General features: G+C 40.0%; 14 protein-coding genes. 3 read left to right on the top strand and 11 right to left on the bottom strand.

Going from position 1 to position 13819, the window contains the following annotated elements; translation table 11 throughout:
* Positions 1 to 43: 43 nt before the first annotated feature.
* The 5 genes from QHT84_RS01605 to QHT84_RS01585 form a co-directional block, all read right to left on the bottom strand.
* Positions 44 to 910 (bottom strand): carboxypeptidase-like regulatory domain-containing protein, encoded by an 867-nt coding sequence (locus QHT84_RS01605; RefSeq protein ID WP_283237788.1) that lies wholly within the window; start codon positions 908 to 910, stop codon positions 44 to 46.
* Positions 910 to 1791 (bottom strand): carboxypeptidase-like regulatory domain-containing protein, encoded by an 882-nt coding sequence (locus QHT84_RS01600; protein WP_283237787.1) that lies wholly within the window; start codon positions 1789 to 1791, stop codon positions 910 to 912. The genes QHT84_RS01605 and QHT84_RS01600 overlap by 1 nt, the downstream gene beginning before the upstream one ends.
* A 112-nt stretch (positions 1792 to 1903) precedes the next feature.
* Positions 1904 to 3388: a GH3 auxin-responsive promoter family protein gene (locus tag QHT84_RS01595; RefSeq protein WP_283237786.1), complete on the bottom strand. Its 1485-nt coding sequence runs from the start codon at positions 3386 to 3388 to the stop codon at positions 1904 to 1906.
* A gap of 2 nt (positions 3389 to 3390) precedes the next feature.
* The gene (locus QHT84_RS01590; RefSeq protein WP_283237785.1) at positions 3391 to 3714 is read right to left on the bottom strand and encodes an SdpI family protein; all 324 of its coding nucleotides are present in this window, start codon (positions 3712 to 3714) and stop codon (positions 3391 to 3393) included.
* A gap of 43 nt (positions 3715 to 3757) precedes the next feature.
* Entirely contained in the window at positions 3758 to 4627 is an 870-nt protein-coding gene (locus tag QHT84_RS01585) for a M23 family metallopeptidase (protein WP_283237784.1), read from the bottom strand.
* Between the two features lie 167 nt (positions 4628 to 4794).
* Here QHT84_RS01585 and tatA point away from each other — a divergent pair, with 167 nt between their 5' ends.
* Positions 4795 to 4977 carry a twin-arginine translocase TatA/TatE family subunit gene (tatA, locus tag QHT84_RS01580; protein WP_283237783.1) on the top strand — a complete coding sequence of 61 codons (183 nt, stop codon included), beginning with the start codon at positions 4795 to 4797 and terminating at the stop codon, positions 4975 to 4977.
* 99 nt (positions 4978 to 5076) lie between these two features.
* Here tatA and QHT84_RS01575 read toward each other — a convergent pair whose 3' ends face one another.
* The 6 genes from QHT84_RS01575 to QHT84_RS01550 all read right to left on the bottom strand — a co-directional run bounded on the left by QHT84_RS01575 (position 5077) and on the right by QHT84_RS01550 (position 10851).
* Positions 5077 to 7203 (bottom strand): Tex family protein, encoded by a 2127-nt coding sequence (locus tag QHT84_RS01575; RefSeq protein WP_283237782.1) that lies wholly within the window; start codon positions 7201 to 7203, stop codon positions 5077 to 5079.
* A 272-nt stretch (positions 7204 to 7475) separates the two neighbouring features.
* Positions 7476 to 8324, bottom strand: coding sequence for an NAD(P)H-hydrate dehydratase (locus tag QHT84_RS01570; protein ID WP_283237781.1), 849 nt, complete (start codon positions 8322 to 8324; stop codon positions 7476 to 7478).
* Positions 8324 to 9226: a cation diffusion facilitator family transporter gene (locus QHT84_RS01565; protein ID WP_283237780.1), complete on the bottom strand. Its 903-nt coding sequence runs from the start codon at positions 9224 to 9226 to the stop codon at positions 8324 to 8326. The genes QHT84_RS01570 and QHT84_RS01565 overlap by 1 nt, the downstream gene beginning before the upstream one ends.
* A gap of 3 nt (positions 9227 to 9229) precedes the next feature.
* Positions 9230 to 9547 carry a hypothetical protein gene (locus QHT84_RS01560; RefSeq protein WP_283237779.1) on the bottom strand — a complete coding sequence of 106 codons (318 nt, stop codon included), beginning with the start codon at positions 9545 to 9547 and terminating at the stop codon, positions 9230 to 9232.
* A gap of 3 nt (positions 9548 to 9550) precedes the next feature.
* Positions 9551 to 9982: a ribose 5-phosphate isomerase B gene (gene rpiB / locus QHT84_RS01555; RefSeq protein WP_283237778.1), complete on the bottom strand. Its 432-nt coding sequence runs from the start codon at positions 9980 to 9982 to the stop codon at positions 9551 to 9553.
* 635 nt (positions 9983 to 10617) lie between these two features.
* Positions 10618 to 10851 carry a putative signal transducing protein gene (locus tag QHT84_RS01550; protein ID WP_283237777.1) on the bottom strand — a complete coding sequence of 78 codons (234 nt, stop codon included), beginning with the start codon at positions 10849 to 10851 and terminating at the stop codon, positions 10618 to 10620.
* A 111-nt stretch (positions 10852 to 10962) separates the two neighbouring features.
* Here QHT84_RS01550 and rnr point away from each other — a divergent pair, with 111 nt between their 5' ends.
* Both rnr and QHT84_RS01540 read left to right on the top strand, forming a co-directional pair.
* The gene (gene rnr / locus QHT84_RS01545) at positions 10963 to 13143 is read left to right on the top strand and encodes a ribonuclease R (RefSeq protein WP_283237776.1); all 2181 of its coding nucleotides are present in this window, start codon (positions 10963 to 10965) and stop codon (positions 13141 to 13143) included.
* 1 nt (position 13144) lies between these two features.
* On the top strand, positions 13145 to 13810 hold the full coding sequence (locus tag QHT84_RS01540) for a head GIN domain-containing protein (protein WP_283237775.1): 666 nt from the start codon (positions 13145 to 13147) through the stop codon (positions 13808 to 13810).
* The last annotated feature ends 9 nt before the right edge of the window (positions 13811 to 13819 follow it).

The raw sequence follows: 13819 nt of genomic DNA, 5'->3' as shown, positions 1-13819 counted from the left end.
TTAATTCTTTTTTTCTAACCCGCAAATATAGGCTTTTTACCGTTTAGTTGGTTAAAATAAGGTTGATTGCCGGTTCATAAACCTTTATCTTTCCTGAATTGGCGTTGTTTTCACTGACTTGCTTATTCCATTTTCCGCCCGAATACGTAAACAAGGCATCGCGTTCCACATAGTTGTACAATACCAAGGGATAATAGGTTTTTTGAATGGTTGTGGTTTGAGTATTGGCATCGACGATGGTTTTCTCCTTTTTGTTTTTTTCAATCATCAATTTTTCAAAACCTACAAAAAGTCCGGTTTTAGGCATCACTAAATGGTAATCGGACAAATCTATTTTGTTGCTTTTGGTGCCGGTTTTAACCGTCACTATCAGATCTTTTTGTAGCATTTCAACTCCCGGGAAACCATGCTCATCCGCCTTAAAAAAGCGCAGTTTTATTGTGGCTCCTTCTATTCTACTGTCGGTATATAAGGTTACTTTTTTGATGTACTTCGTTTTTTTATATGAGGGTTGATACGGGAAAAACTTCACGTCCATTCTCGGGCCGTTATCAAAGGCTTGAGCGACTGTATTTTGGGTAAGTCCGATGGTAATTTGCTTGGTTTCGATGCTGTTGGAAATGACTACCTCATCGAGGTCGAAGGTTTTAGCACGCAAAGCCACCACGGTCGATTCAGCTGCCTTTTGGATTTTCTTCTCATAGCCCAAAGCCGAAAAAATGAGGTTCTTCGTTCCTATGGTACTGATTGTAAAGGTGCCGTCTTCCTCGGTAGTGGTCGCTATATTCTCGTTTTCGACCCAAATATTGACATACGAAATGGGTTGTCCGGTAAGACTGTCTTTCACCACGCCTCTGATTTGGGCGGAAAGAGAAATGGAAAAGAATATAAATAACAAGGTTACTTTCATCAGTTGGTTAATTTTAAACTCATCGCTAATTCGATGTATTTGTTGAAATAATGTTCTTCGTCGGGATAATTATACGGGTTGCGCTTGTCCATTTTTTTCCATTGTTTGTTATACACCCAAAAACTGACTTCTTCAGACGGAATGGTCCCAATGGCAGGTCTGCTGTGCAAATACGGCTTCTTGTTTTTGTCGTAAAGAATGTATTGGTTTTCGCTAACCAACAAATATTCGATGACCACAAAAATACCTTCCTCGTCTATTTTGAGTTGGTATTGAGAAACATCCCATTCCGATATTCGGTCGCCGCTTTTGATTTTAAAAATTAAGTTATCGCGAATTAAATCTTCTCCCGGATTTCCGTCGGGGCCAATGGCGGTTACTCTCACCCGAACCGAGGAACTGCCGCCATAGGATTGCGTTTTGACTATGATTTTTTTAAGATAGGGCGTTTTTTGGATGGTGTCATTGAAGGTAAATTGTTTGGCCAAAGACCATTGCGTAAGTCCTAAACCGTAATATAAGTGAACCTTTTTTCGGTCAAACACATCGATTTGGTTGCTGAGACTGGCACGCGGGTTTTCAAGTTTTACTTCTTTCAACGCAATGGTGGATTGCATCAGCACCACTTTGCCAACCTCGGCACTATTGACGGTTTTGTTTTCAAAACCCATGGCAGTAAATAGAAGGGCTTGATTCCCGTTCAGATTAGCAATAACAAACGAGCCGTCTTCTTCCGAAGTACCGGCAATGCTCTGATTTTCGAGCCAAATATTCACGTATGGAATCGGTTTGTTGCTTTCGTCTACTACCACACCTTTAACCTGACCTAAAACCAGGTTTACTTTTAAAATCAGGAACGTAAGTAAGACGATTCTTTTCATGCCTTTAGTTTGTTTTTTAGCCCTGATGCCAAAATTGTTTGAGCTCGTAACACCGTTACAGCGAGTTTTGGCAGCAGGAAAATGGTTGAATAACAGCCCGAGCGATTGGCTCCTACTTGGAAAAAAAGTCGGCTATCTTTCGGTCGTTCGCCAAGCGCGGCAATTTGTTTTGACCGCCGAGTTTGCCAATAGATTTCATGTATTCCTGGAACCCGTTTTTAGCAACTTTGGTAATCACAAGCGTTCGCAACACGTGGCCCACAATTAAATCGTCGTAATAGGTGTTTTGTTTTCGCATAGCTTGGTCGATTTTGAGCGCAAATTCTTCCGTGTTTTCCGGTTCGTTTTCAAATTCGATGAGCCATTCGTGGTACGGCAATCCTTGGTTGGGTGTGATTTGCGGCGCCACGGTAAATTCGTTCACGCGGACATTGGTACCCGACATAGCTTCCTGCAGCGCGCTTTCGACTTCTTTACCAATGACGTGCTCGCCAAAGGCCGAAATGTAATGTTTGATGCGACCCGAAACGATAACGCGATACGGTTGTACACTCGTAAACTGAACGGTGTCGCCGATGTTGTACGCCCAAAGTCCGGCATTGGTGGAAAGCAGCAAAACGTAGTTCACGCCCAGCTCGACTTCGCCGATAGTATACCTTTTAGGATTTTCGGTGAAAAATTCCTCGGCTTTGACAAATTCGTAAAAGATGCCCGAATTGAGCAACAACAACATGCCTTTTTCTTTTTGGGAATCTTGGTAGGCGAAGAAACCTTCGGAAGCCGGAAACAGCTCGATGGCATCTACTTTACGCCCGATTAAATTTTCAAATTTGGCCCGATACGGTTCGTAATTCACCCCGCCGTAAATGAACAAATTAAAGTTTTTAAAAATCTCGCCAACGGGTTTATTCCCTTTTTGCTGCAGCTTTTCGAAATACATTTGCACCCATGACGGAATGCCGGAAATCACGGTCATGTTTTCGTGAAAGGTTTCCTCGACTATGGCGTCGACCTTGGTTTCCCAATCTTCAATGCAGTTGGTTTCCCAACTCGGCATGCGGTTTTTTTGGAGGTATTTCGGGACGAAATGGGCTACAATCCCGGAGAGTCGACCGAGTTTGATGCCGTTTTTTTCTTCTAAAATCGGGCTGCCTTGGAGGAAAATCATTTTGCCGTTGACAAAGTCGGCTTTGCCGGTTTCGTGTATGTAACTCAAGATGGCATTTCGAGCGGCTTCGATATGGTACGGCATCGACTCTTTGGTGAGCGGAATGTATTTGGCGCCCGAAGTGGTTCCGGAGGTTTTGGCAAAGTAAATGGGTTTGCCTTTCCAGAGAATGTCTTCTTCGCCTTTGACCACGCGGTCAATGTAAGGACGTAGTTGCTCGTAATCGCGAATAGGTACTTTAGCGGCAAAGTCTGCAAACGATTTGATGTTGGCAAAATCGTGGTCTTTGCCAAATTGCGTGTGTTGGGCTTGTGCAATTAAATCCCGAAACACTTTTTCTTGGGTTTCCACCGGTTTGGTCGCCCAGGCTTGGACTTTATTGTGAATGTATTGTGCAAATAATTTCGCAGCGAAGGATTTGATGGACATAATTATTCGTTTGGAAAATTCTTTTTAATCGCTCTTTCGGTACTCCAAAACAAATAGACACAAACCAATGCCGACAGCGCTATTCCGATGATGACCTGTAGTTTTTCATCGGGGTGAAAAACCAGTCCCAGAAACGAAACGACCACCAGGAAAAAGCCGCTTTGCAGCATTTTAATGGAAGAATATTTTTGAGCGAAATTCCAAACCTGTTGGTTTTTCATAGAATTTCCGGTTCTGTAGCCGTATAAATAGTTGATTTTTTTGGGCGGAAAACGGAGTGAAATGAGTGCCGTAATCACAAAAATTACCCCAATTAAAAAAGGCATAAAAAAGAGTTTTTCGACTATGAGAATTAAAAAATCTTCCATGCTATTCAAATTCGATAAAAATGGTTGGGTCAATAGGATAGCCGTCTTTCCACAACTCAAAATGCAAATGCACTCCGGTGGACTCTTGTCCGGTTGAACCTGCTAACGCAATGACTTCTCCGGTTCGCACCGCATCGCCTTGTTCTTTAGTTAAGGAGGCTGCGTGTTTGTATGCCGATATAAAGCCGTTATTATGACGGATGATGATTACGTTTCCGGTGGTCGGTGTCCAATCGGCAAAAATGACGTTGCCGCTCAATACCGATTTGATGGGCGTGTTTTTGGCCAACGCCACATCAACGGCGAAATGCTTTTCTTTTGGGTTGAATTTTTCGGTCACCATTCCTTTGGCCGGCGGAAAGAGTACCGCACTTACTTTCGGTTTGGCTTTTTCAAACAGGTTGTATTTGTCTTCTCGTGCAACTTCCTCTCGAAGTTTCAAATCGGCTTTGGTCGGTTGTAAGTCTTCCTCGGCTATGGTTTCCATGTTGGTCGCCGTAATCGAATCTTTGCTGAATTTGGCATAATCCAAATCGCCGCTCAGGACGCGTTTTATGGAAGCAATATACGCTTCATTCTTTTTTAACGCCAAGGACAACGAATCGGATTTCAAGGCCAGTTCGGTAGCATCTCTTTTTAACTTGGTGGAAGCATAACCCGGAATGTACTCGCGTAATGGCGTAAAAGCAATGATGTAGGTGGTAACAAAAATAATGAGTAAGGCTCCGATAGTGGCGACCACAAAGACATTCATAAGCGTTAAACGCAATGAAAAAACTTCTTCAAAGGTTTCCTCATTTAAAATCACCAAGCGGTTTTTGGTGAAGAGTTTCTTCTTTATTTTTTTGCGTTTTAGTCTTTTTTCGGACATCTTCAAGGATTATATCACAAATATAGAAATTATAATTGCTAAAGGATTCATAAAGTTTAACGATATTTGACTGTAAATATTGTGGTAAAATGAAGAGCGGTGTTTATTTTCTTCATACATTTGTGGTCGATTAATACTAATTCGCAAAAGCAAAAATTTTATATATCATGGGAAGAATGGGTGCAACCGAATGGATTGTAATTTTAGTTGTTATTTTATTACTTTTTGGAGGTAAAAAAATTCCTGAATTAATGAAAGGTCTTGGTGCCGGAGTTAAAGAATTTAAGGACGCTTCAAAAGGAGAACAACCGGCAAATTCTAAAAAAGAAGAAGAAACTACGAAAGAATAAACGCTTTCCTGTTCCGATAGTACTATCCCAAACACGAATATAATACTCGTGTTTGGGATTTTTTTTAGCCCCGATTGTCATGGAAAGCGGGATTAGCTCCTACAAAATCATGGTCAATTGAATGCGTTTTCGGTCTTCGTCTACCTCGACCACTTTAACTTGCACGTGTTGGTGCAACTTGACCACTTCGTTTACATCGGACACAAACCCGGCTTTGAGTTGGGAAATGTGTACCAAACCGCTTTCCTTGATGCCGATGTCGACAAAACAACCGAAAGCCGTGATATTGTTGACAATTCCGGGTAAAATCATGCCGGAACGCAAATCTTTGATGGTTTTGACATTCGGGTCGAATTCGAAGATTTTGGCCGCCTTTCTCGGGTCGAGTCCGGGCTTTTCCAACTCCTTTAAAATGTCTTTAATGGCCAAAATTCCGATGTCGTTGGTCATGTAATTTTCAGGTTTGATTAAGGCGATTTTGTCTTTTTTTCCGATTAGTTCCGCTGTTTTCAGTCCGACATCTTTCGCCATTTTTTCAACTACGGCATAGGCTTCCGGATGTACGGCCGAATTGTCCAGCGGATTTTTGCCGTCTTTGATTCGGATAAAAGCCGCGGCTTGTTGGAATGCTTTATCGCCTAAACGCGGTACTTTTTTGAGCTGTTTTCGGTCTTCGAACGGACCGTTTTCCGTGCGATAGGCAACAATATTTTCGGCCATTTTTTCACCGATTCCCGAGACATAACTTAAGAGCGATTTACTGGCGGTGTTGATGTTGATGCCGACCGAATTCACGCAGCGCACCACTACGGTGTCGAGTTCCTCTTTGAGTTTGGTTTGGTCGACATCGTGTTGGTATTGGCCGACACCGATGGATTTCGGGTCGATTTTCACCAGCTCGGCCAACGGATCGGAAAGGCGTCTGCCGATAGAAACCGAACCGCGCACGGTAACGTCGAAATTAGGGAATTCGTCGCGGGCAATTTTGCTGGCCGAATACACCGAAGCACCGGCTTCGGAAACCACAAAAACCTGTACCGGCTTATCAAACGCAATTTTTTTGATGAAGAATTCGGTTTCGCGACTGGCGGTTCCGTTTCCGATGGAAATGGCTTCGATATTGTAGGCGTTGACCATCGATTTAATTTTTTTCATCGCCATAGCCGTTTCGTTTTGTGGTTGATGCGGATAGATGGTTTCGTTGTAGAGCAAGTCGCCTTTTTCGTCGAGGCAAACCACTTTACAGCCGCTGCGATAGCCCGGATCGATGGCTAAGATTCGCTTTTCTCCCAATGGCGGTGCTAAGAGCAATTGACTCAAATTGCTGGCAAATACTTCGATGGCTTTGCTGTCGGCTTTGGCTTTGGCTTCCTGAAGGGTTTCGTTGGCAATGGCCGGTTCGAGCAAGCGTTTGTAACTGTCTTTTATGGCTAAGCGCAATTGATTTGCTGTTTCGCGATTGTTTTTGATGGTATTGTTTTCGATGAATTCGATGGCTTCTTCATTAGAATCTAAAGCGACATTTAATTTCACATACCCTTCAGCTTCGGCACGAAGCATGGCTAATAAGCGGTGCGATGGTGCTTTGGCAATGGGTTCGGCCCAATCGAAATACTGGGCAAATTTTTGAGCCGCTTCGTCGTCTTTTTTGGTTTTGACCACTTTGGTTTCTATGACCGCTTTTCTCTGGAACATTCGACGCAGGTTTTTACGGATAAAGCTGTTTTCGTTAATCCATTCCGCTATGATGTCGCGTGCGCCTTGCAGCGCTTCATCTTCATTGGATACTTTGGCGTTTATATATTGGGAAGCGACAAACTCAATATCGTCGGAATTTTGCGCCATAATAATTTTGGCTAACGGTTCCAAACCATTTTCACGAGCCACATCAGCACGGGTTTTTTTCCTCTTTTTATAGGGTAAATACCAATCTTCTATTTCTTGTAAATCGAAGCTGTTTTCAATTTTGGTTTTTAAATCCGCCGTCAGTTGCCCTTGTTCTTCTATCGATTTCAGAACACTTTCTTTGCGCTTGTTGATATCGTCGAACTGTTTGGACAATTTGGCAATTTGTTCGATAACGGTTTCGTCTAAATTTCCGGTTTGGTCTTTTCGGTAACGCGAAATAAAAGGAATGGTGCAATCTTCGGATAATAATTGCAACGTGGCTTCGATACTTTTGGGTGAAGCCGAAATATGATTTTGGATGAATTGAATCTGGGTCATTTTTGTATTTTTGGGCTAAATCAATGCAATGATAAAATATTTTTTCCTGCGAATTCTGCTGTTGGTGCTACTTTGTATGGGCAGTATCTTTTTCTTCCTTGATTTTGAGGAGTTTTATCTTGCCTATGCTTTGAGTATTTACACGGGCTTATTTTTATGGTCGTTTTTTTTGTTGGGTGAAAGTTATTTGTTTCACCGAAAATCCCTGACACTAAAGCGAAATTTAAACCTCTTTGTCGGTATTCCGGTTTTCGTTTTTATGGTGGGAAGTTTTATCCTTTTTTGGAAAGCCCTTCATCTTTAATCTCTATTTTCCGAAATGCCTTTCCGATATTTTCAATCACATCCGAAATGAGCATGCTTTCCTCGCTTTGCGTTTCCAGGGTAATATCGGCCGCCAATCCGTGGAGAAAAACACCCAAACAAGCGGCTTGTAAGGGTTCGTAGCCTTGAGCTGTAAAAGCCGTAATCATTCCGGTCAACGCATCGCCCGAACCGCCTTTGGCTAGGCCGGCATTGCCGGTAGTGTTTAGAAAATTTTGGCTCCCGTTTGTGATGAACGTTTGACTGCTTTTTAAAACAATAACCAACTGGAATTCGGTTGCTTTTTGGATAGCCGTTTGCCGTCTGTCAGGGTTATTCGCATGTTGACCGAACATACGGTCGAATTCTTTTTCGTGCGGTGTTACGATGGAATTGGGTGGGATTTTGGTGAATAGTTTCGGATTGTTGGCTAAAACCGTCAGTGCATCGGCATCTAAAACTATCGGTAGCTTAATGTTTTCCAAAAGTGACGCCACTTTCCGTTCGGCCGACTTATCGGTTCCTAAACCCGGTCCGATGCCAAAAGCGGTATGCTTTTCCAACGAATGGTCTTCTTCTCTGAAGGCAATCATGGCTTCGGGAATTGCGGCAAAAACCGCTTGGCGTTCTTTTCTGGAAATGTTGAGGGTAACCAAACCGGCGCCGCTTCTTAAACAGGCTTTGGCTGCAATAATAGCGGCGCCCATTTTGGCTTTGCTACCGGCGACGAGTAAAGCGTGGCCGTGATGACTTTTATTCGCGTTGGGATTTCGCTTTTTAACAATAGCTTGAATGGTATGTAGGTCGAGTGAATTCATTAGTCCTGAACGATAAAGTCTTTTGAATCATCTTTCTTAAACTCGGGCTGAATATTGATATGGTTGATATGGAATTGATGAAAAAGCACCTGTTCAATTTCGCGTAATAGGTTGTTGAACTCACTCATTCTGATGTCTTCAGAACAATCCAAATGGGCTTCTAAATGCAACTCTTCATCGTTGAGATGCCATACATGAATATGATGAAATTTGTTCACTCCCGGAATTTTATGCACCTCGCGAACTAAATCCTTGATATCTATAAAATCGGGGGTAAAAAGCATGAGCATTTTGGTTGATTCCATCAACAATTTTAAACCAACAAAAATCAGATATATGGCTATAGCAATGGTCATGACACCGTCGACCCAAAACCAGCCGAAAAATTTCATCAACAAACCACCGGATAAAACCGCTACAGAAGCCATCATATCGGTTAACAAATGAAAATAGGCCGATTTCATATTGAGATTGTGTTCCGCATCTTTTCGCAGAAAAACAACCGAAAGACCGTTGACAATAATTCCTAATAATGCCAACCAAATTACCAAATCCGATTCAATAGGATGTGGATTGAAAAATCGTTCGACTGCACCGTAAATGAGAATAAAAGCCACAATAACCAAGGTGGAAGCATTGACAAAGGCAGCGATTAATTCAGCTCTTTTAAAACCAAAGGTGTTTTTAATAGAGGCTTTTCTGCGAGATAATTTATGCGCTACATAGCTAAAAACCAACGAAAGAACATCCGAAAAATTATGCAAAGCATCCGATATCAAAGACAGGCTTCCCGAAATAATACCTCCCACCACTTGAGCAATGGTTATTACTAAGTTTAAAAGTATAGAAACCGCTAAATTCTTTCCCTTTACCTCATGTTTGTGGATGTGTATTTCGCTCATTTTTTAAATATTGGTATGGGCATAAATTTTAAATCCTAACTGCAAATAAACATATCCTATGGGCAAATTAAGTGACATTAGAAAAAGGGTCACTAAAATTGATTTTTTTTCTTTTTTATTCTTGAGTAAAAACAGAATCAGAGATATAGAAACGATACTGTTTAAAAGAAAAAAAGAAATCATATAGAAAAGACTAATGTAAATCACACCGCTATAGGTTGTAAAATAATAAAGCGCCACAATCAAGCTCCCGATCAGGAAAGTCGCTAAGGCTGTTTTTCGGCCTACATTATTATACTCTATAGCGGTTTTAGGATACATAAATTACGGACAGGCTATTTTATGAACTCTGTTGGCATGTCTTCCTCCCTCAAAATCGGTGTTCAAAAAAGTATCCACCATTTCAACCGCTTGTTGAATGGAGGTGTATCGTGCCGGAATACTAATAATATTGGCATCATTATGCTGACGCGCCAAAGCCGCAATTTCTTTCATCCAACACAAAGCCGAGCGAATGCTTTGGTGTTTGTTTACCGTCATATTGATTCCGTTACCGGAACCGCAAATTACAATGCCGAAATCGGCTTTACCGGATGCTACATCTATGGCTACAGGATGCCCAAAGTCGGGATAATCCACACTGTCAAATGTATTGGTTCCGTGGTTGATTACTTGATGTCCTTTTTGTTCTAAATAAGCCACAATGGCATTTTTATAATCCGGTCCGGCGTGGTCGTTTCCGATGGAGATTTTCATGAGGAATATTGTGTTTATAGTTATACAAATTTACATAAAGTATCGTTTGCATGCTTACTTAATTGTAACTACTTGATTTTTAAAAATCAAGCAAAATTATATTTTAAGATAATTGTACAACTAATTGAAAATCATTGGGTAAATTTCAATATAATTGTTAAAATAATAGTATGTTGACAATGATTTGCAATTATCTGATAATCAGTTAACTTTAAATTAACACTAAATGTTAACAACTTTGGAAAGAAAATCAGAAGTTTTTTAAAGTTGTATTTCTTTTTTTTCTAATCAAAAATTGAAATGAAAAAATCAAATTTAGTTTTGGCTTTTTTTAGAAAAATTATCAGCAAAAAAAAGTAGGTTTTCAACAATTATCAACCTTAAAACTTATTAAAAATTTACAGTGTTTTTTGGCTGTTAACAACTGTTAATAAAAACCAAATTTTAACTCATTTCAAGAACATTAGATTTCAATAACATTGTTAATTTCTATGTATAAATCAGGATAACTTTTTTAAAAAACAAAATACTCAAAAGTTATTCGCACAATTAACACCCCATAATAACCATTATAAAATTTAAATTTTAAAAAAATTCTTTTTTTTGTTTTTAGATACTGTTGAAAACTTTGGTTTTTACACAATTTTTAAATTGTTGTTCAGATTATCTAAAATGGTTTGTACCTTTTCGAAATCGTTTGGATGTACTTTAAGTTGGATACCGCCGTAGGCAATTGAAGCCAACGGATCAATAGAAACTAAATTCTCATTTTGAAATAAATACGGAATGCCTTCTCGGTCTAAAATCGATTTTAAAATGGTAATTTCATGGGCAAAATTAAAAATCGCGATTGTTACGAATTCAGTCATTTTTTCGAGTTTGCATAAAGGTAGTGAATGTTAGATTTATATTAAAACGCCTAACTTATACGTATAACTAGTAACTATTTCGTAATTTTCAACATTAATTAGAAAAGATAAATGAGTAAGAAACCCAAAAAGTTCGGAAAGAAAGTTAAAACCTTTTCCGAAAAGATTTTTAAAATACTGTCTAAAAATCCCAATAAACCATTCAATTACAAACAAATAGCAGCAATACTGGAACTCGACGATACTAAAAGTCGGAATGAAATTATCAAAGATTTAAAAGTTCTGGCGGCTCAAAAATTGATTATCGAATCGGAACCCGGAAAGTATTTGGTGAAAGCCAGTAGCCAAAAATACTACGAAGGAACGATTGATATGACGTCGCGCAAAACCGCTTATTTTGTTTGTGACGAATTAGAGCACGATGTCTTTGTCCCGTTTGTGAACCTGAATCATGCTTTAGATGGTGATACGGTAAAAGCGTATGTGTACGACCGAAGAAGTTCGAGAAAACCCGAAGCCGAAGTATTGGAAATTTTAGAACGCCACAAAGAAGAATTTGTAGGCGTGATTGATATTCAGAAGAATTTTGGTTTTGTCACCACAGCCAATGCCAAAATGTACACCGATATTTTTGTACCTAAAAACAAATTAGGCGATGCACAACACGGCGATGTTGTCTTGGTAAAACTCGAAGATTGGCCGGCTAAAGCCGATTCGCCTTTTGGTTCAGTGATTAAAGTACTGGGAAAACCGGGCGAACACAATACCGAGATTCACGCCATTTTAGCCGAATACGGTTTACCGTATGATTTCCCAATCGAAGTAGAAGCTTTTGCTAATAAAATAGATACTTCCATTACGAAAGAAGAAATCGCTAAGCGTCGCGATATGCGTAAGGTTTTAACTTTTACCATCGACCCGAAAGATGCCAAAGACTTTGACGATGCGTTGTCGTTCCAAGTGTTAGAAAACGGAAATTATGAAATCGGTGTGCATATTGCCGATGTGTCGCATTACGTAAAAGAAGGTACTATTTTAGATGATGAGGCTTACAACAGAGCAACTTCAGTCTATTTAGTTGACCGTGTAGTACCAATGCTTCCCGAAGTATTATCGAATTTTGCTTGTTCCTTGCGACCTAACGAAGAAAAATATACGTTTTCGGCGGTTTTTGAATTGACACCGAAAGCTGAAGTAGTGAACCAATGGTTTGGCCGAACGGTTATTTATTCCGATCAGCGATTTGCTTATGAAGAAGCGCAAAGTATTATTGAGACAAAATCCGATTTAATTCCGGCCGAAGTTTCTTTAACCGGAACAGCCTATCATGCCCCGAAACCCATAGTGGAAGCGACGTTGAAATTAGATGAATTAGCTAAAATTTTACGCCGGAAACGAATGGCTGCCGGAGCGATATCCTTTGATAAAGTGGAAGTAAAATTCAACTTAAACGAAGCCGCTGAACCGGTGGGCGTGTTCTTTAAAATTTCGAAAGATGCCAATCATTTGATTGAAGAATTCATGTTGCTGGCCAACCGAAAAGTAGCGGAATTTATAGGAAAACAAAAGAAAACCTTTGTATACCGAATTCACGATGAACCGAATGAAGACAAGTTGATTAATTTACAAACCGTGATTTCTAAATTCGGTTATACGATTAACATGAAATCGAAACAAGACATTTCGAAATCCTTGAATAATTTACTCAATGAAGTCAACGGTAAAAAAGAGCAAAACTTAGTCGATACACTTACCATTCGAAGCATGAGTAAAGCGGTGTATTCTACCGAAAATATTGGTCATTACGGATTAGCATTTGATTTCTACAGTCATTTTACCTCGCCTATTCGTCGTTATCCCGATGTGATGGCGCACCGATTGTTACAACATTATTTAGACGGCGGTAAAAGTGTCAATCAGGAAGATTACGAAGCCAAATGTGCGCATTCCAGCGATATGGAAGCTTTAGCGGCTCAGGCTGAAAGAGATTCGGTGAAATACATGCAGGTGAAATACATGCAAGACCATAAAGATCAGGAGTTTTTAGGTGTAATTTCCGGTGTAACAGAATGGGGAATTTATGTGGAAATTATCGAAAATAAGTGTGAAGGTATGGTTCGCATACGGGAAATTAAGGAAGATTATTATGTGTTTGATGAAAAGCAGTATGCTTTAGTAGGTCAGGTTTCCAAAGCCTTATTGCAGTTAGGCGACGAAGTGTATGTCAAAGTTAAAAATGCCGATTTAGTGAAGAAACAATTGGATTTTCATTTTATAAGAAGAAACGAATAGTATGAAAAATGTAGTGTACAGTGCATTGTTTTTCAGTGCCATAGTTTACGGACAAGTGGAAAAAAAGGTGGGTGATTTTAACAAAGTCACTGCCTTTGATCAGATTGATGTTTTGTTGGTTAAAAGCAATGAAAACAAAGTCATTTTAGACGGAAAAGAAGCCAATGAAGTTGAATTGGTGAATAAAAACGGTGAGTTAAAAATCAGAATGCCATTGACTAAATTGTTGGGTGGTGATCATATTTCGGTTACGGTTTATTATAAAAGCATCACCGCGGTTGAAGCCAATGAAGGTTCCCGAGTTGCCTGTGATGATGTGTTGCAATCAGTAGCTTTTGACGTAAACGCCAAAGAAGGGTCAGAGATAAAAATTAAAGTGGATACTGAAAAATTAACGGTTAGAGTAGCCAACGGTTCTAAAGTTACCGTTGAAGGAAATTCTGATTATCAGGATGTTTTAGTGAATTCGGGCGGTATTTATGAAGCTGATAAATTAAAAACCAAACTCACTACTGTTACCGCTAATGCCGGTGGAATGGCTGATGTTTTTGCTTCGGATAGCGTAGATGCTAAAGTACGTGCCGGCGGTGATATCACTATTTACGGCAAACCCAAACAAATCAATCAGAAGGTGGTTGCCGGAGGAACGATACATGAAGCTAAGTAGATTTTTTTT

The sequence above is a fragment of the Flavobacterium sedimenticola genome, assembly GCF_030053345.1.
Taxonomy (GTDB): domain Bacteria; phylum Bacteroidota; class Bacteroidia; order Flavobacteriales; family Flavobacteriaceae; genus Flavobacterium; species Flavobacterium sedimenticola.
The sequence above is the reverse complement of the archived record's forward strand: the minus strand, read 5'-3'. Positions and strand labels throughout refer to the sequence as shown.